Genomic DNA, 16,792 nt, shown 5'->3' on the forward strand with positions numbered 1-16,792 from the left:
GGGTCCTACAGGGACACCGGGTAGACAGGCTCCTGGATCTCCGGCTTGATCCGGTCCTCGACGAAGATGCCGTGCCAGACCATGAAGACCAGCAGGGTCCAGAGGCGGCGGCTGTGGTCGGAGACACCGGCGCGATGGTCGCGCAGCATCTGCAGGATGGCCGGCTTGTTCAGCAGGTGGTCGGTCTGGGACTCCGCGATCTGGGTTTCGGCCCAGTCGTAGAGCTCGGTGCCGCGCAGCCAGTGCCGCAGCGGAACCGGGAAGCCGAGCTTGGCGCGGTTGAGGACGTGGTCGGGGACGATCCCGTCCAGCGCCTGGCGCAGCGCGTACTTCGAGGTCTCCTTGGTGATCTTCTGGTCGTAGGGCAGGCCCTGGGCGACGCGCATCACCTCGTTGTCCAGGAACGGCACGCGCAGTTCCAGCGAGTTGGCCATGGTCATCTTGTCGGCCTTGACCAGGATGTCGCCGCGCAGCCAGGTGAACAGGTCCAGGTGCTGCATGCGGGCCACCGGGTCCCAGCCCGCGGACTGGGCGTAGATCGGGGCGGTGACGTCCTGGTGGGTCCACTCGGGGCGGAACTCGCGCAGCACCGAGCGCAGCTGCGCGTCGTTGAAGCTGCGGGCGTTGCCGTAGTAGCGGTCCTCGAGGGTGAGCGACCCGCGCTGCAGCAGGGATTTGCCGCGCTTGCCGTCGGGAATCCTGTCGCCGAGCTTGCCCACCAGCTTGCGCAGCCCGGCGGGCAGGTACTCGAAGGGCTTGAGCGACAACGGCTCCCGGTAGATGGTGTAGCCGCCGAACAGCTCGTCGGCGCCCTCGCCGGAGAGCACCACCTTGACGTGCTTGCGGGCTTCCTTGGCCACGAAGTACAGCGGGACCAGCGCCGGGTCGGCGACCGGGTCGTCGAGGTACCAGACGATCTCCGGGATGGCGGCGGCGAACTCGGCGGGGGAGACCACCTTGACGATGTGGCGGGCGCCGATCAGCTCGGCGCTCTCGGCGGCCACGTCGACCTCGGAGTAGCCCTCGCGCTCGAAGCCGGTGGTGAAGGTGATCAGCTTCGGGTTGTGCCGCATCGCCAGCGCGGCGATGGCGGTGGAGTCGATGCCGCCGGACAGGAACGAGCCGACGGTGACATCGGCGCGCATGTGCTTGGCGACCGAGTCCTCGAGCGCGGCGGCGATCTCGGCGTAGCGGGCCTGCGCGGCCCCCTCGGCGAACGGGCGGACCCGGAAGTCGGGCCGGAAGTAGCGGGTGGTCTTCGGCTCCTTGCCGACCTCGATGGTGGCGTAGGTGCCGGATTCGAGGCGGCGGATGTTGCGGTGCAGCGACTCGGGCTCGGGCACGTACTGCAGCACCGTGTAGTGCTCGAGTGCGCGCGGGTCGAGGTCGTCGGACACACCGAGCGGGTCCAGCAGTTCGAGCACGCTCTTCTTCTCGCTGGCGAAGGCGGTGCCGCCCGGGCCGGTGGCGATGAACAGCGGCTTGATGCCGAACGGGTCGCGCGCGAGGAACAGCTCGTTCTTCTCGGTGTCCCAGATCGCGAAGGCGAACATGCCGCGCAGCTTGCGCACGGCCTCGGGGCCCCAGAAGTGGAAGGCGGCCACGATGGACTCGCCGTCACCGTCGGTGGCGAAGATCTTGCCCTCGGGGAACTCGGCGCCGTGCTCGGCGGCCAGCTGCTCGCGCAGTTCCAGGTAGTTGTAGATCTCGCCGTTGAACGTCATCGCGTAGCGCTGCGGGTTGTCCGCGGGGCCCCAGCGCAGCGGCTGGTGCGAGTGCTCGATGTCGATGATGGAGAGGCGGTTGAAGCCGAAGATCATGTGATCGTCGTGCCAGGTTCCCTTTTCATCGGGGCCACGATGCCGCTGGCAGTGCAGCGCGTCGTACACCTGATCGACCACCTCGGTCGTCGCCGTATCAGCTGTCAGGAATCCGAGCAGTCCGCACACGGTGTCGGCAACCTTCTCTCGTTCGATGATGGGGGTGGCCACTTCCGGGCCCAAACGCTGTGTCCGAGTATGCCGCACACCCGCACGACGCGCCGCGCGCAACCCGTCGCCACGGCCGCCGCGCTGCCCTCGAGGCGGCAAACCGCAGGTCGCCGCATCCGGCGGGGTCGCGGCGGAGTGTCGAATGCGACCCCGCGACAAGTCAGCGCCCGCTTTGGTCTACGCTGCGTAGTACTCAGGTCCTTCTCAGGTGTGCCGGCGTCACAGCGGCAATACTCGAGGGCGGCCTGAAACGTGCTTGAAAGCGGTGTCGGAACGGGCGGATCGCGGCCCGGACGACGCAATGTGTCGGAATGTGTAGCGACCAGGAAGGCGTGAGCGTGGCGCACAAGGCGAGCGAAGAGATCGGGGCACGACCCGTTCGGGGTCGGCAGGGCCGCATCCTTCGACGGGCCGGGCTGGCGGTGTCCTTGGGGATCACTGCCGTCCTCGTCTCGGGCTGCTCGATCGACAATGTTTGGCTGCGGTTCGGCTGGCCCTCGGGCATCACGCCGCAGGCCACCCGGATGCGGGAGCTGTGGACCTGGTCCGTGCTGGCCGCGCTCGCCATGGGCGTGCTGGTCTGGGGTCTGACCTTCTGGACCGTCATCATGCACCGCAAGCGCAAGGACTCCCCGGAGTTCCCGCGCCAGACGGGCTACAACGTGTCGCTGGAGCTGACCTACACGGCGATCCCGTTCGTGATCATCGCGGTGCTGTTCTACTTCACCGTGGTCGTGCAGAACTACGTGCACGAGAAGACCGACAACCCGGATGTCACCGTCGACGTGACCGCCTTCCAGTGGAACTGGAAGTTCGGCTACCGCAACATCAACAATGTCGGCGGGCTGACCTGGAACGGCATCGACTCCGAGCGTGAGCTGATCAACCAGGAGCAGCTGGCCGAGTACGCCGAGCGCAAGAACGAAGAGGGCCACCCGCAGCCGGGTCCGCTGCACGGCAAGCCGGCCAACGACATCCTCTCGTACCTGCACTACGACAAGGTCGAGACCGTCGGCTCCAGCGACGAGATCCCGGTCCTGGTGCTGCCGACCGGCAAGCGCATCGAGTTCCAGCTCGCCGCCGCCGACGTGATCCACGCCTTCTGGGTGCCGGAGTTCATGTTCAAGCGCGACGTGATGCCGAACCCGAAGGAAAACCAGTCCGACAACGTCTTCCAGATCTCCGAGATCGAGAAGGAAGGCGCGTTCGTCGGCCGCTGCGCCGAGATGTGCGGCACCTACCACTCGATGATGAACTTCGAGGTCCGCGCGGTCTCGCCGGAGAAGTACGCCAAGTACATGCAGGCGCGCATCGACGGCAAGACCAACGGTGAGGCCCTCGAGTCGATCGGCGAGTCGCCGGTGGCCACCTCCACGTACCCCTTCAACACCAAGCGTGATATCAAGAGCGCTTCGGTGAACGAGAGCAAGTGAGGATTCTGATATGAGGATCGAAGCGCGGATCTTCGAACTGCTCACGGCGTTCTTCATCCTGGTGGGCATCGTCTACGGTTTCTTCACCGCGCAGTCGCGCACCGGCATCGAATGGGCCGGTACGACCGCGATCGTGCTGACCGCGGGCCTGTCGCTGATCATCGGCACCTACTTCCGGTTCGTCGCGCGCCGCATCGACCTGCGGCCCGAGGACTACGAGGAGGCCGAGATCGTCGACGGCGCCGGTGACCTGGGCTTCTTCTCGCCCGGTAGCTTCTGGCCCATCACCCTGGCCGCCGCCGGTTCGGTGACCGCGCTGGGCCTGGCGTTCTTCCAGATGTGGCTGATCGCCCTCGGTGTCGTGCTCGTGCTCGGCGCCGCCGCCGGCCTGGTGTTCGAGTACTACCTCGGCGCCGAGAAGCACTGAGCGACAGCTACACAGACACAGCTCCACAAAGACACAGGAAAGGCCCCACCGGAATCCGGTGGGGCCTTTCCTGTTGGGCTGTGGGTCAGACGCTGTAGCGCAGCGCCTGTTCCGAGCGGCAGATGTCGTCGATGCCGGACACGATCTCACGCAGCTGCTCCGAGGGCAGGGCCGAGGGGCGCAGGCGGCAGGTGAAGGTGATCAGGCCGTAGTCGGCGGCCGCGAGGCCGCGGGCCGCGGCTTCGGCGCGCAGGTACGGCGAGCGCACGCCGTAGGTCATCGCGGAGATGACGGTGAAGCAGCCCGTGCGTTCGCGGTGATCGGCGAACAGGTCGTGCAGGCCGTAGAACACCGAACCGTAGTTCGCCAGTGGCGCGAACACGCCCACCCGGTAGGCCGGGCCGCGCTCGGAGGAGCTGATGACGGTGTCGGCCAGGTACTCCGCGTCGCGCATGGTGAGCACCTTCGGCGCGAACATCAGCGCGCCGGCCGCGGCATTGCGCACCGGCATACCCGCGCGCCCGCCCGCGGCAGAGGCGATGGCGCCCAGCGACTTACGAGTGCGGGTGCCGACCTCGCGCCGGGCCCGCAGGCCGCGGGTGGGGGCGGTCGGGTAGAGACTGGACCACTGGCCGAAGCGGACGGCGCCGAGGGTCACCTGGCCGGTGCCGACGGGACGCGCCACCTTCAGCGGCGCGGTGTCGACCCAGCGGCCGACCTGCAGCGCCGCGCTGCCGGGGTTGGTGATCTCGGTGGTGGCGTGCTCGACGAAGGAATCGAAGTCGAGGAACCGGTCGGCGTCGGTGGTGAGCCAGGTGTGGTCCTTGTCGACCTCGACGACGTCGAGGGTCAGCGCGGTGATGATGCCCGCCCGGCCGCCCGCACCGAGGATGCGGTGGAAACGCTCGGTGTGGTGGCCGCGCCCGCAGGTGCCGATCCGGCCGTCGGGGTCGACGTACTCGAGGTCGACGATCTGATCGATGAACATGCCGTAGCGGTGCGAGGCGGTGCTGACGCCACCGACGGAGGCGAAACCGCCCGCGGTGATGTCGCGGTGGTCGCCGACCACGGGCAGGCCCAGACCGTGCGCGCCGAGGCGCCGGTCGATCTCGGAGAGCTTGGCGCCCGCCTGCACCCGGACGGTGCGCCTGCCCAGGTTGATGTCGAGCACCGAGTTCATCTTGCGCAGCGAGAGCACCGCGCGCTGATCGGTCAGGCCATAGGACTCTTCGGTCTGCTCGCCGCCGCGAACCGTCAACCGTTCCGAACGATCACGCGAATCACGCACAGTGCGAACGACATCCGCAGTGTCCTGGGGGAGATATTCTTCGGAGATAACGGTGTGCGGCGTGCCCATGACCGCATAGCTAACCACAGCTCGGCGTTTCTTGCGCACGGTACCTCGCAGCTAATTCCGGGCAGGGGCGAGCTGCTTGCTGAACAGGACTTTTCCGGTCGCGTCGCACAGGTCGACCGTGAGTTCGCCGGAGCGTCCGTCGATGCGGACCTCGCCGAAATGCTGGTACTGCGCGTCCAGTGGCGAGGTGTTCGGCGCGGGCGGCGCGTGCACGAACACCGCCTCGGGCCCGAAGGTCTGGTCGAGGTCGTTCGGACCGAACGCGCCCGCGTTGAGCGGGCCGGAGACGAACTCCCAGAACTCGTCGAAATCGGTGAAGGCCGCGCGGGCGGGCGAGTAGTGGTGCGCGGCGGTGTAGTGCACGTCGGCGGTGAGCCAGACGACGTCGGCGACCTTGTTCGTCTTGATCGCCGAAAGCACTTGGGCGATCTCGGTTTCGCGGCCCGAGGGTGCGCCGGGGGCGGCGTTGGCCGGGCCCTCGAAGGCGGTCTTGCCGTCGGGGACGATCACGCCGAGCGGCAGGTCGGCGGCGACGATCTTCCAGGTGGCCGTCGAATCCCGCAGGCCGTCGATCAGCCACCTGGTCTGCGCGGCGCCCAGGACCGAGCCCTGCGGTGCGGTGTTGGCGCCGTTGGCGTCCTTGTAGGCGCGCATGTCGAGGACGAACACGTCCAGCAGTGGGCCGTAGGCGATCTTGCGGTACAGCCTGCCGTCGACGGCTTCGGCCGGCTCCAGCGGCATCCACTCGTGGAAGGCCTGCCACGAGCGCGCGGCCAGGACGTCCATGCTGCGCTCGGTGTAGCCCTTGTCGGCGGCGACGGTGCCGCCGGGATACCAGTTGTTGGTGGTCTCGTGGTCGTCCCACTGGACCACCTGGGCGACGGCGGCGTTGAAGCGGCGGTAGTTGTCGTCGGTGAGGTTGTAGGCGTAGTTGCCGCGGAACTGGTCGAGGGTCTCGGCGGGCGCGTTCTTGGCCTCGGCGGTGATGTTCTTCCAGATCCGGCCGTCGGGGAGCGTCACGGACTCCTTCAGCGCGTTGTCGGCGTAGATGCAGTCGCCCGAATGCAGGAACAGATGCGGGTCGCGGGCGGCCATGGTGGCGAAGACCTTCATGCCGCCCAGGTCGGGGTTGATGCCGAAGCCCTGGCCCGCGACGTCACCGGACCATTGCAGGGTGATGTCGGCGGGTGCGGTCGGGGCGGTGCGGAAGACGCCGGTGACGGTCTCCGAGCTCGCGCCGTCCTCGCCCGCCAGGCGCACCCGGTAGTGCACCTGCTGCCCGGCGGGCAGGCCGTCGACCCGGATCCGGCCGGTGCCGTCGGTGGCCGGGGTGAGCAGGGGGCCGGTGAATCGTTCGACGTCACTGAACTTCTCGGTCGCCGCGGTCTCCACGATCAGCGTCGCGGGCCGGTCCGAACGTGCCCAGATCAGCGCGCCGTCGCTGCGCGGGTCGCCGACGGCGACGCCATGGGTGAGCGAGGGCCTGGCCCGGACCAGGCCGGGACCGTCGCCGCACGCGGCCAGAGCGGGTGTGGTCACCAGACCGACGGCGGTGGCGCGCAACAGGGTGCGCCGGGACATCGCGAAATCCGAACCAGCCATACGATTCACGGTGCATCGCCGGGCGGAACAGGGGGACTCGGCTGCGGCAACGCCGCGTGAACGGTGCCGTACGGATCACACCGCATTGCCGGATCTAGTAACTGTGCCGCCGATCCGGCCCTGTGGCGCTGGTCGCGACTCACCTACCGTCATCGGCATGACTGGACACACCACTCGTCCCTCGGTGGGGATCATCGGGACCGGGTTCGGCGGGCTCGGCATGGCCGTGCGGCTGAAGGCGGCGGGCTATGACGACATCGTTCTGTTCGAACGCGCCGACGAGGTGGGTGGCACGTGGCGGGACAACACCTATCCCGGCGCCGCGTGTGATGTGCCGTCCCATCTGTATTCGTTCTCGTTCGCGCCGAAGGCCGATTGGTCGCGCCGGTTCGCCGAGCAGCCGGAGATCTTCGCGTATCTGCGCGAGGTCGCCGACCGGTACGACCTGCGCAGGCACATCCGGTTCGCCGCGGAGGTGACCTCGGCCGAGTACGACGAGGCGGCCGGTGAGTGGGTGGTGCGAGTCGCGGGCGGCGACGAGTACCGGGTGCGCGCGCTGGTCGCCGCCACCGGTCAGCTGAGCAGGCCCGCGATTCCCGCGATCGAGGGCATCGACGAGTTCGCCGGGGAGATGTTCCATTCCGCCACCTGGAATCACGACTACGACCTCGACGGCAAACGCGTCGCGGTGATCGGTACGGGTGCGTCCGCGATCCAGTTCGTGCCACGGGTGGCGCAGCGGGCCGCGCGCCTGGAGCTGTTCCAGCGCGAGGCCGCCCACGTGATCCCCAAGCCGGACTACGCCTACAGCGCGCTCGCCCACACCGCGCTGCGCCGGGTGCCCGGCCTGCTGGCGCTCTCGCGCGCGGCCACCTACCTCACGCTGGAACCTCGCGCGTTCGCCTTCACCAAGTTCCCGCAGGCGATGGCATTGGTGCAGCGGCGTTTCGAGCGCTACCTGGCCGATCAGGTGCCCGACACCGGGCTGCGGGCGCGGCTCACGCCTGCGGCGAAGATCGGCTGCAAGCGGATCCTGATCTCCAACGACTACTACGAGGCGCTCAACCGGCCGAACGTGGACGTGGTGACCGAGGCGATCACGCGCATCGAACCGGCCGGACTGCGCACCGCCGACGGCGTGCTGCACGAGGTCGACGCGCTGTTGCTCGGCACCGGATTCCAGGCCAACGAGTTCCTCGCGCCGATGACGGTGCTCGGGCGCGAGGGTCGCAGGCTCGACGAGGCGTGGCGCGACGGCGCCGAGGCCCACCTCGGGATCACGGTGGCGGGATTCCCCAATCTGTTCATCCTCTACGGTCCCAACACCAACCTCGGCCACAACTCGATCGTCTACATGCTCGAATCCCAATTCGGTTATGTACTCCAGGCATTGGCCCGGCTCGCCGACGGCGCCCGCGCGATCGAGGTGCGGCCGGAAGTCCAGGCGCGGTCGAATGCCGTGGTACAGGAAGCGATTCGCGCGACGGTGTGGAACAGCGGCTGCACCAGCTGGTACACCACCGCGGCGGGCCGCAATACCAACAACTGGCCGGGCTTCACCTTCGACTATCGCAGGCGGCTGCGCCGATTCGACGACGCGGAGTTCGTCGTCACCGCCGCGGGCGAGCCGGTCGAGGTGGCCCGGTCGCGATAGGCACGGGGCCCCACGCCTTTCCAGCGGCGGAACGCCTGGGAAAAGCTCGACACCTCGACATAGCCGAGGCGGTGGGCGATCTCGGCGACCGGCAGGCCGCGGGTCACCAGCATCTCCTCGGCGAGGCGCTCGCGGACCTCGTCGAGCAGTGCCCGGTAGGAGGTGCCCTCCTTGGCCAGGCGGTGCCGCAGTGTCCGCTCGCTGACGAACAGCATGGTCGCCAGCGAGGGCGCGTCCAGTGGCTGGGCGAGGTGCTGGACCAGGATGTCGCGCACGCGTCCCGCGGTGCCGCCACGGGCCTTGCGCCGGTCGAGCAGGTCACGGCAATGCGCGATGGCGACGGCGGCGGTCTGCTCGTTCGCCTGCGGCAGCGGTGCGTCGACGTGGGCGTGGTCGAAACCGGCCAGGCACTCCTCGGCATCGAATTCCGGGGTCAGCCCGAAGGTTTCGGTGTAGAGCGCCCGGTCCGCGAGCGGCGGCGGCGGAAAGGCGAAGCGCACCTGGTTGATCGGGATCGGCGCCGCGAGCAAGTCCCGGTTCAGCGTCTGGATGGCGGCCATGTCGCGTTCGATCACGAAGCGGCGCAGCGGCACGGCGACGTCGGGGGCGGTGAAGGTGAGCTGGAGTTCGGTGTCGGTGCGGCGCACCTGGATGTCACTGAAGGCGAAGGTGAGGTCGATGAACTGCAGACCGGCCTGGATCGCCGAGCGCGGGGTCGGGCTGCTGATGAGCGCGAAACCCCACATGCCGTAGGAGGTGAGCCGGAACAGGGTGCCCGCCCGTAGGCCGAGGCCGGGTGGATTGTCCAGCGCGCGGAGCAGATTGGCGATGACGGCCAGCTCGGCGGTCGCGGAGATCTCGGCGTTCGGGTCGGCGAGCAGGTCGGCGGTGAGCCCGGTGCCGCGCAGACAGGTCTCGACGGGGACACCGCGCTCCGCACCGAGGCGAGTCGTGAGCAGCGCCCCCATCGGCGTGCGCGGAATATCCCAGTGCGCCACGGGTCACAGGCCCGCGGCGGCCGCGGTCTCGGGGTACCAGCGGGTGCATTCCGCGCGCAGCGGAACCTCGGTCTGGAGTTGGCACAGGACCGCGATGCCGCCGAGGAAGGACCGCAGGATCGGGGTATGGTCGGGCGGCATCGTCAACTGGCGCAAGATATTCGACAGGCGCAGGTCGGTGGCCAGGCGGACCTGCTCGCGCAGCCAGTCGGCCGAGAGCGGGTAGGTGGGCGACAGCAGCGCGTCGCGGACCGGTTGCAGGCGGGCGGCGACGGTGGCGATGTCGAGTTCGCGGCCGGGGGCGACGAAACCGTGGCGGCGGATGGCGGCCTCGAGATCGGCGGGGGAGTCGGCGATCACGGCCGCGCCCACGTCACCGGCGACGTCGAGGAAGGCGGCGGGCCACGGTGTGCACGCGCCGAAGTCGACGACGCCGAGGCGGCCGTCGGGCATGCGCAGGAAATTGCCGGGGTGCGGGTCGCCGTAGACGAGGGCGGCGCGGGCGGGCGCGGAGAACAGGAAACGCAGGATCAGCACGCCGAGCCGGTCGAGTTCGGCGGCCTCCCCGCGGGCGATCAGCCGCGTCAGCGGGGCGCCGTCGAGCCATTCGGTGACCAGGACGTCGCCACGCTGGGCGATCACGCGGCTGACCACCACGTCCGGGTCGCCGGCGAAGGCGAGGGCGAACGCGCGCTGGTTGGCCGCTTCCCTGGCGTAGTCGAGTTCGGCGTGGATCTCGTCGCACAGCGCCTCGATCACCGGGCGGGTGTCGGCGCCGGGCAGCAGCGCGGTGAACAGCGGGGTGGCGCGGCGCAGGGCCTGCAGATCGGCCAGGACGGCGCGGCGGCCGCCGGGGTACATCACCTTCACGGCCACCGGTGTGCCGTCGTGCCAGCGGGCGCGATGGACCTGGCCCACCGAGGCCGCTGCCGCCGCGCGGTCGTCGAAATCGAGGAACAGCGAGCGCCAGTCCGCACCCAGGTGCACGGCCAGTTCGGCGTGGACGGCGGCGGGCAGCATGGCGGGGGCCGAGTCGTGCAGGCGGGCAAGGGCTTTGCGATACGGCTCGGCCAGCTCGGGGGCGAGGCCGAGCTCGAGCAGTCCGAGCAGCTGGCCCAGTTTCGCGACACACCCCTTGAGCTCGCCGAGCACTTGGAACAGGTGCTCGGCGGTCCTGGTGCGGATATCGCGTTCCACGTCCTCGGCATTGCGGCCGACGGCGCGCTTGCCGAGTCCGGCGATGCGCCGCCCCGCGTAGGCGACGGGCACCGCGGCGAGCCGGGCGCTGCGGGCGACCTTGCCGGTGGGCGGATTGCCGATCCGCGGATCATCGGGCGACTTCGCACGGCGAGCAAAGGGCATCACCCGGCCCTCTGCGTCCCGTCCGACCATGTCCACCTCGCTGTCCACCGACGCCCGCCACTGCTGTGGCTGCCCACCTGTCGGCTCATGCCTCGCAAGAGGCTACCAAGCGGGTGGGTGGCCCCGGTGGGCTTACGGCCTCAGCCGAGTGCGCCGAGCCCGGCCAGGGTGCGGTGGATCTCGGCGGTCCAGTCCTGCGCGGCCAGGCGCGAGTAGTCGACCCAGAACATCCCGATCCCGTCCCGGTCCTCCCGGAACCAGCCACCCTCGATATCGGCCTCGAGAACGACGCTCATGCCCTGCTCCGCGGCGACGAAGGTGAGCTCGAGCTGGTTGACCCGCGGGAAGTGGTGCGAGCGGCCGAACTCGATCTCCTGATAGAACGGCAGCCGCTGCGGTGTGCGGGCGATCGTGCCCGCCTCCACATCGGTGCGGAGCAGACCGAAACCCATGCGCCGCACGGCATCGAGCACGACGTGCTGGGCGGGCAGCGCGCCGATGCCGATCGGATCGGTGTCGGTGGCGTCGACGGCGCCGTGGATGTCGACGACGGTGCGCAGCGCGACCGCGGCCCCCGGCAGGTGGTGGCCGTCGAAGAAGGTGATCGGGGTCTCGAACGGAACCGGTGCGGCGAAACGCAATTCGGCCACCGTGCCCGCGATCAGGGTGAACGGCCCGGCGACGCCGGCCCGGCCGAAGCCGAGGTCGGCGATGCGTTCCTCGCCGTCGGAGTACTCGCGCTCCACGCGGGTGACGAACTCTACCGCCACCTGCCCGATCGCCTGGTCGACGCGACCGCCGCGCAACCGGATCACACCCTCGACGAGTCCGCCGGGTTGCACACCGGGCGTGAACAATTCGGTTTCGACCTCGGCGCCGCCGACACCGGCCGCGGCCAGCAATTGCTTGAACATGCGAGCAGTCTGGCCGACGGCGCTTACGATCCGCTTGCCGTCGGCCGGTGCTGTGGGTCAGGTCATCGCGGTGCGGCGCACCGCATGACGGCTCAGCTGGCCGCGGTGTCCGGGATGCGGGTCGCGTCGAGCTGGCGGTCGGTAGGGGCGACGCCCTTCTTGAGGCTGTGCGCGTAGACGTCGACGTATTCCTGGCCGGTGAGGCGCATCAGCTCGTACATCACCTCGTCGGTGACGGCGCGCTCGACGAAGCGATTGCCGCTCATGCCCTCGTAGCGCGAGAAGTCCAGGGGGGCACCGAACTTGAGGACGACCTTGTGCCGACGCCACTTGAAGGGTCCGGGCGGGCTCACCTTGTCGGTGCCGATGACCGCGACGGGGATGACCGGGACGCCGGTCTCCAGGGCGAGGCGCGCCATGCCGGTCTTGCCCTTGTACAGGCGACCGTCGGGGGAGCGGGTGCCCTCCGGGTACAGGCCGACCAGGCGGCCCTCGTCGAGCAGCTTGCGGGCCGCGTTGAGCGCGTCCTCGGCGGCGGTGGCGCCGCTACGGTCGATCGGGTACTGGCCGGTGCCGCTGAAGAAGAACTTCTGCAGCCGCCCCTTGAAACCGGGGGTGGTGAAGTACTCCGCCTTGGCGAGGTAGTTGATCCGCCGCGGGGACAGCAGCGGCGCGAACAGCCAGTCGGAGAAGGAGAGGTGATTGCCCGCCATGATCGCCGGGCCGTCGGTCGGGATGTTCTCGACACCCTCGACTTCGGGCCGGTTGTAGAGATGCATGAGCGGTCCCACGAGAACGAACTTGAGCAGCCAGTAGAACATGGCGTCCTTTCCCCGGGACCGGGATAGTCGTATGCAGCCTCGTCGGAAACCGACTTTACCGCTGGTCGCAGGTCACAACCAACCCAGGACGGTAGCCAGGGTCACGTGTTGTGACGCTCATCTCCCGCTGCTGCCCGCGACCGGCGCGCCGACCGCCGCCCTGGCCAATTCCGCCGCACCGATCATGCCCGCGGCCTCGCCGAGCTGGGTGGTGCGCAACCGCGCCAGCGGCCGGTGCCCGGCACCGGTGACCGCGCGCGCGTAGTGCTCGCGCGCCTCGTCCAGGAACAGCGGCGCCGAACTGCTCACGCCACCGGCGATCACCACGAGATCGGGATCGAAGATGTCGCTGACGAACGCCAGGCCGAGTCCGAGCCAGCGCGCGAAGTCGGCCATCACCCTGACCGCCAGCGGGTCGCCGTCCTGGGCGGCGCCGGCCACCCGGCGTCCGGTCAGCGAGCCCGGATCGTGGATCACGTCGCGGGCCAGCACCGAACGCACCGGGTCGGTCGCCAGCAGTTCGATCGCGGTGTCGGCCAGTGCCGTTCCACTGCAGTAGCGCTCCCAGCAGCCGCGCTTGCCGCAGGCACAGGCCCGGCCCTCGGGCACCACCTGGAGGTGGCCGAGCTCGGGGGCCACGCCGTGACTGCCGCGGTAGAGCTGACCGTCGATGAGCAGGGCGGCGCCGATGCCGGTGCCGATCGCCACGAGTACCACGGTGTGCCCGCCCGCGGCGGCGCCGAAGTGGTATTCGGCCCAGCCCGCGGCATTGGCGTCGTGCTCCAGGATCACCGGCAGGCCGAGGCGCGCGGAGAGCCGTTGCGCGACCGGGGCATCCTGCCAGGGCAGGTGCGGGGCGAACAGGACAGTCGTGCGGTCGTCGGAGATGAAGCCGGCGACCGCGAGGCCGACCGCGGCGATCGGATGCCTGCGCGCCAGCTCACGCACCGAGCGGTCGATGGCGTCCTCGAGCGCGCGCGCCGAATGCGGGGTCGGGGCCTGCACGCTGTCGAGTACCTCACCCTCGCCGTCGACGACCGAGGCGCGGATGTTCGTGCCGCCGACGTCGATGCCGACGGTGAGCAGGTGTTGACGGTCGATCCGCTGGGTCATCCCCGGATCGTCACCGGAATGTCGACATAACGCGAGCGTGGCGCGCGGGCCGTGCGCGATCGATCGTCGCGGCGGTGGTCGGCGTCCCCGTTCGGCGCCGCGAACAGGCCGGTGCCGGTGGCGGTTCCAGGATCGGTCGGCACGGGTGGCCGCGCCGGGGTTCCGGCCGGAGCGCCCTGCTGGCGTGGCGCCACGTATTCGTCGACCCGGCGGGGGCGGGGAGCGGGGTCCTGGTCGGGGCGCGCGGAGCCCCAGCGAAGGCGGGCCCGGCCCGCGGTGTCGGGGTGGTCGGGCTGCGCCGCGGTTCCGGTGGCTCGGTCGGCTGACGGAGCCACCGCGGGATCTGCCTGGGTAGCGCCCGTGCGGTGCGGTCTGCCGGGGCCGGTCGAGGATCCGGCGTGAGTGCCGGTGGACGCTGCTGCCGATGAGCCGGTGGGCGTGGCAGCGGATGCTCCGGCAGGTCGGGCGGCGGAGGTACCGGCGGGGGATGCGCCCGTGGACGCGGCGCCGTGGTGCTGTCGTCGCGATTCGCCGGCGGGAGCCGACGGTTCGCCGGGGTGGTCCGGCGTGATGGGGCCACCGGCACCGTTGTGGCCCCATGCCGCATGCGAATCATGGTGTCCCGCAGCGTGTTCGGCCCACTCCGGGGGCAGCACCGGCTCGACGGGGACGCCGGCGAGTGCTTCGCGCAGCACAGTCACCATCGACGTGCCGTGGTCGGCGAGGGCGGCGACCACATCGTGGTGTTCGCCGCGCACCAGGGCCGCGGCCGCGCAGACCGGGCACCAGGCGCAGCCGCCCAGATCGGCCTGGCCGTCGGCGGCGGTGCGGCGCAGCACCGGCTCGACTCTGGCCAGGAGCACTTCGGCCAGCAGGCGCAGCTCCTCGGTGAACTCGGCGAAACCGTCGGGGTGGTGGCCGGACTGCCTGTCACTGCTCATCTGCGGTGGCCTTCGTGTAGTTCGGATCGGCGGGCCACACCTGCGGATCGGGCCGGAAGCGGACCACGAGGTGACCGTCGTCGAGTTCCGCGCCCGCCACCGTGCAGCGTTGCAGCACCGGCGCGAGCCGTACGCGTGTGCGCACCCCGTCGGCTCCCACGATCAGATCGTCCTCCACTCGGCCCAGCCGCAAGGTGCCGGGATCGACAACCGGTAGCCGAATCCGCATCGCGTACACGGAGTCGACACCGGAACCCGACTCCCATCGAACCATCGGTTCGCCCGAATCCGCGCCCTGAGCGTGTGGGCCGGGCAGCGTGTCGACCGAATAGGAGAACGCGGCCAGCGCATTCACCCCCACCGGTTCGGCACCGGCGTGCTGGGCGAGCAGGATCGGGACGTCGGTGAGCTGCTCGTGCAGCCGCGCGACCACCTCGAGTTGCTCGGCACGGCGGTTGAGGTACCAGTGCACGGCCGGATGGGCGTTGTCGCCGGGCGTCGGGACCGGCGCCAGCACCTTGTTCACCACCACCGCGTCCAGGCGCAGGCCGAGCAGCGCGGCCGCCGAGCGCACCCGCCGCGCCTCGGCGACGGCGACCTGTTCCGGGCCGGTGATCAACCGCGCACTGGTGCGGGTGCGGTCGGCGAGCAGATCGCGGACCTGGGTGACCGCGCCGACGATCCGTTCGACCGTGGCCGCCAGCACCGCCTTGCGCAGATCGGCCCCGATCGCGCTCATCGTGCGCGTGTGCCGGGGCCACAGGCGCTCCACATAGTTGAGCAGGGTGTCCGGGGCGGTGAGGATGCGCAGCATGTCGGCCGAGGGCGGACAGTCGACGACGATGACGTCCCAGTCGTCCTCCTCGGCGTACTGCGCGATCTCCACCAGCATCAGCAGTTCCTGCACGCCGGGCAGGCCGGTGAGTTCGGCCGGGTCGATGGCGGTCAGGTCGATGCCGTGATCGTGCCCGCCGCCCTTCGCCAGCATCCGCACCACGTCACGGAAGCGGTCCTCGAGCAGGGCGAGGGAATCGATCTCGATCGCCTCGAGCCCGGGCGCCACCCTGGCCACCCCGGTGACGGTGCCCGGATCGTGCGGGAAGCGGAAGCCGAGCGCGTCGCCCAGCGAATGCGCCTGATCGAGCGAGGCGATCAATACCCGCCGCCCGGCGCGGGCGTAGGTCATGCCCGTCGCGCAGGCCAGCGTCGTCTTCCCGACACCGCCCTTGCCGACGAACAGTTCGACGCGGGTACCGCCCGGGGCGCTCAGCCCTCGACCCGCTTCTTCAGTTCCTTCAAGGCCGTATCGGTGATCACCTTCTCGGCCTTCCGCTTGAACATGCCGATCATCGGGATGTTCAAGTCGACGGTCAGCTCGTAGATCACCTCGGTGCTGCCGTCGGGCTGGTCGCGCAGTTCATAGCTGCCGTCCTGGGCTTTCTGCAGTTCACCACTGAGCAGTCGCCAGCTCACCGCGTGGCCGTCGGCGCGCCAGTTGTAGGTCAGCACGTAGGTGTCCTTGACGACGCCCGCGTCGAGCACGAACCGCGCGGTCGCCGCCCGGCCCGCGGCGTCGGTGTCGAGCACCTCGACCGACTGCGCGGCCGCCACCCACTCCGGATAGGACTCCAGATCCGCGATGACGGCCATCACCTGCTTCGACGGCGCCTCGATGACAATCGATCTCTGGGTCCGGTCGGCCATGGCGGACAACGGTTCCTTTCGTGCGGGACGAGCAGTCGGTGCCGGTGGCGTCGTCAGGGCGCCGCGACGGCCGCGGGCGCGACGCCCGCGGGCCGACCGGCCTCGAGCCGGGCCTTCAGTTCGAACGACATGGTCTTGCCCGCGACCCGGCGTGCCCGGTTCGCCGCGGCCAGCGCGCGCGGCGACATCGGCTTGGCCGCGGTGGGTTCGGCATGCAGGAAGTAGTGCAGGATCGCGCCGTCGGCGACGGCCTCCAGCCACACTTCCATGGTGCCGTCCAGCGGACCTGCCACCGTCCAGCGGATGCCCTTGTCCCCGCGGTCCTCGCGCACGTCGAGGCGCAGGTCGGGCCACCAGCGGCGCCAGTTGTTGGTGGCGCTCAGCACGTCGGCGATCGCGGCGGGCGGCGCCGCGAGGAAGGTCTGATCTGCGACCTGGATACTGCTCACCTCGCTGAGCGTAGTGGACGCCACAC

General features: G+C 69.9%; 15 protein-coding genes. 3 read left to right on the forward strand and 12 right to left on the reverse strand.

All coding sequences use genetic code 11. The annotated features are described in order from the left end of the window. Positions 1-5: 5 nt before the first annotated feature. Positions 6-1,949, reverse strand: a complete 1,944-nt coding sequence (gene asnB, locus ACFVAV_RS22820; RefSeq protein ID WP_379037201.1) for an asparagine synthase (glutamine-hydrolyzing) — start codon at positions 1,947-1,949, stop codon at positions 6-8. Positions 1,950-2,302: 353 nt separating this feature from the next. Here asnB and ACFVAV_RS22825 point away from each other — a divergent pair, with 353 nt between their 5' ends. Together ACFVAV_RS22825 and ACFVAV_RS22830 are read left to right on the forward strand one after the other, a co-directional pair. Beyond that, the gene (locus ACFVAV_RS22825) at positions 2,303-3,424 is read left to right on the forward strand and encodes a cytochrome c oxidase subunit II (protein WP_379037129.1); all 1,122 of its coding nucleotides are present in this window, start codon (positions 2,303-2,305) and stop codon (positions 3,422-3,424) included. Between the two features lie 10 nt (positions 3,425-3,434). Continuing rightward, positions 3,435-3,851: a cytochrome c oxidase subunit 4 gene (locus tag ACFVAV_RS22830; protein ID WP_379037131.1), complete on the forward strand. Its 417-nt coding sequence runs from the start codon at positions 3,435-3,437 to the stop codon at positions 3,849-3,851. Between the two features lie 85 nt (positions 3,852-3,936). Here the strand turns inward: ACFVAV_RS22830 and ACFVAV_RS22835 are convergent, their stop codons facing one another. Next, positions 3,937-5,208, reverse strand: a complete 1,272-nt coding sequence (locus ACFVAV_RS22835; protein WP_379037132.1) for an FAD-binding oxidoreductase — start codon at positions 5,206-5,208, stop codon at positions 3,937-3,939. Between the two features lie 51 nt (positions 5,209-5,259). Continuing rightward, positions 5,260-6,810, reverse strand: coding sequence for an alkaline phosphatase D family protein (locus tag ACFVAV_RS22840; RefSeq protein WP_379037133.1), 1,551 nt, complete (start codon positions 6,808-6,810; stop codon positions 5,260-5,262). A 157-nt stretch (positions 6,811-6,967) separates the two neighbouring features. Here ACFVAV_RS22840 and ACFVAV_RS22845 point away from each other — a divergent pair, with 157 nt between their 5' ends. After that, the gene (locus tag ACFVAV_RS22845; RefSeq protein WP_379037134.1) at positions 6,968-8,464 is read left to right on the forward strand and encodes a flavin-containing monooxygenase; all 1,497 of its coding nucleotides are present in this window, start codon (positions 6,968-6,970) and stop codon (positions 8,462-8,464) included. Here the strand turns inward: ACFVAV_RS22845 and ACFVAV_RS22850 are convergent. From ACFVAV_RS22850 to ACFVAV_RS22890, 9 genes are all read right to left on the reverse strand, one after another. Further along, positions 8,377-9,462 (reverse strand): AraC family transcriptional regulator, encoded by a 1,086-nt coding sequence (locus ACFVAV_RS22850; protein ID WP_379037135.1) that lies wholly within the window; start codon positions 9,460-9,462, stop codon positions 8,377-8,379. The genes ACFVAV_RS22845 and ACFVAV_RS22850 overlap by 88 nt on opposite strands. Before the next feature lie 3 nt (positions 9,463-9,465). Further along, complete coding sequence (locus ACFVAV_RS22855; protein WP_379037136.1) at positions 9,466-10,854, reverse strand: ABC1 kinase family protein; 1,389 nt, start codon at positions 10,852-10,854, stop codon at positions 9,466-9,468. Positions 10,855-10,964: 110 nt separating this feature from the next. Beyond that, positions 10,965-11,738 carry a sporulation protein gene (locus ACFVAV_RS22860; RefSeq protein ID WP_379037137.1) on the reverse strand — a complete coding sequence of 258 codons (774 nt, stop codon included), beginning with the start codon at positions 11,736-11,738 and terminating at the stop codon, positions 10,965-10,967. Positions 11,739-11,830: 92 nt separating this feature from the next. Continuing rightward, positions 11,831-12,559 (reverse strand): lysophospholipid acyltransferase family protein, encoded by a 729-nt coding sequence (locus tag ACFVAV_RS22865; RefSeq protein ID WP_379037138.1) that lies wholly within the window; start codon positions 12,557-12,559, stop codon positions 11,831-11,833. Between the two features lie 117 nt (positions 12,560-12,676). Beyond that, positions 12,677-13,672 carry an ROK family protein gene (locus tag ACFVAV_RS22870; protein ID WP_379037139.1) on the reverse strand — a complete coding sequence of 332 codons (996 nt, stop codon included), beginning with the start codon at positions 13,670-13,672 and terminating at the stop codon, positions 12,677-12,679. Further along, positions 13,669-14,613: a hypothetical protein gene (locus ACFVAV_RS22875; RefSeq protein WP_379037140.1), complete on the reverse strand. Its 945-nt coding sequence runs from the start codon at positions 14,611-14,613 to the stop codon at positions 13,669-13,671. The genes ACFVAV_RS22870 and ACFVAV_RS22875 overlap by 4 nt, the downstream gene beginning before the upstream one ends. Then, on the reverse strand, positions 14,603-15,883 hold the full coding sequence (locus ACFVAV_RS22880) for an ArsA family ATPase (protein ID WP_379037202.1): 1,281 nt from the start codon (positions 15,881-15,883) through the stop codon (positions 14,603-14,605). The genes ACFVAV_RS22875 and ACFVAV_RS22880 overlap by 11 nt, the downstream gene beginning before the upstream one ends. Continuing rightward, positions 15,880-16,317, reverse strand: coding sequence for an SRPBCC family protein (locus ACFVAV_RS22885; protein ID WP_379037141.1), 438 nt, complete (start codon positions 16,315-16,317; stop codon positions 15,880-15,882). Before ACFVAV_RS22885 ends, ACFVAV_RS22880 begins: the two co-directional genes overlap by 4 nt. Before the next feature lie 53 nt (positions 16,318-16,370). Further along, a complete protein-coding gene (locus ACFVAV_RS22890) occupies positions 16,371-16,766 on the reverse strand; it encodes a polyketide cyclase / dehydrase and lipid transport (protein WP_379037142.1) in 396 nt (131 codons plus the stop codon). Positions 16,767-16,792: the final 26 nt, after the last annotated feature.

It is taken from the genome of Nocardia sp. NPDC057663, assembly GCF_042799895.1.
In the GTDB taxonomy this organism is placed as follows: domain Bacteria; phylum Actinomycetota; class Actinomycetes; order Mycobacteriales; family Mycobacteriaceae; genus Nocardia.

Excerpts from the sequence above, each read along its gene's own strand:
- ACFVAV_RS22835 (WP_379037132.1), bottom strand. The coding sequence starts at position 5,208 with ATGGGCACGCCGCACACCGTTATCTCCGAAGAATATCTCCCCCAGGAC.
- ACFVAV_RS22840 (WP_379037133.1), bottom strand. The coding sequence starts at position 6,810 with ATGGCTGGTTCGGATTTCGCGATGTCCCGGCGCACCCTGTTGCGCGCC.
- ACFVAV_RS22845 (WP_379037134.1), top strand. The coding sequence starts at position 6,968 with ATGACTGGACACACCACTCGTCCCTCGGTGGGGATCATCGGGACCGGG.
- ACFVAV_RS22830 (WP_379037131.1), top strand. The coding sequence starts at position 3,435 with ATGAGGATCGAAGCGCGGATCTTCGAACTGCTCACGGCGTTCTTCATC.
- ACFVAV_RS22865 (WP_379037138.1), bottom strand. The coding sequence starts at position 12,559 with ATGTTCTACTGGCTGCTCAAGTTCGTTCTCGTGGGACCGCTCATGCAT.
- ACFVAV_RS22870 (WP_379037139.1), bottom strand. The coding sequence starts at position 13,672 with ATGACCCAGCGGATCGACCGTCAACACCTGCTCACCGTCGGCATCGAC.
- ACFVAV_RS22885 (WP_379037141.1), bottom strand. The coding sequence starts at position 16,317 with ATGGCCGACCGGACCCAGAGATCGATTGTCATCGAGGCGCCGTCGAAG.
- ACFVAV_RS22860 (WP_379037137.1), bottom strand. The coding sequence starts at position 11,738 with ATGTTCAAGCAATTGCTGGCCGCGGCCGGTGTCGGCGGCGCCGAGGTC.
- ACFVAV_RS22825 (WP_379037129.1), top strand. The coding sequence starts at position 2,303 with ATGTGTAGCGACCAGGAAGGCGTGAGCGTGGCGCACAAGGCGAGCGAA.
- ACFVAV_RS22855 (WP_379037136.1), bottom strand. The coding sequence starts at position 10,854 with ATGGTCGGACGGGACGCAGAGGGCCGGGTGATGCCCTTTGCTCGCCGT.
- ACFVAV_RS22875 (WP_379037140.1), bottom strand. The coding sequence starts at position 14,613 with ATGAGCAGTGACAGGCAGTCCGGCCACCACCCCGACGGTTTCGCCGAG.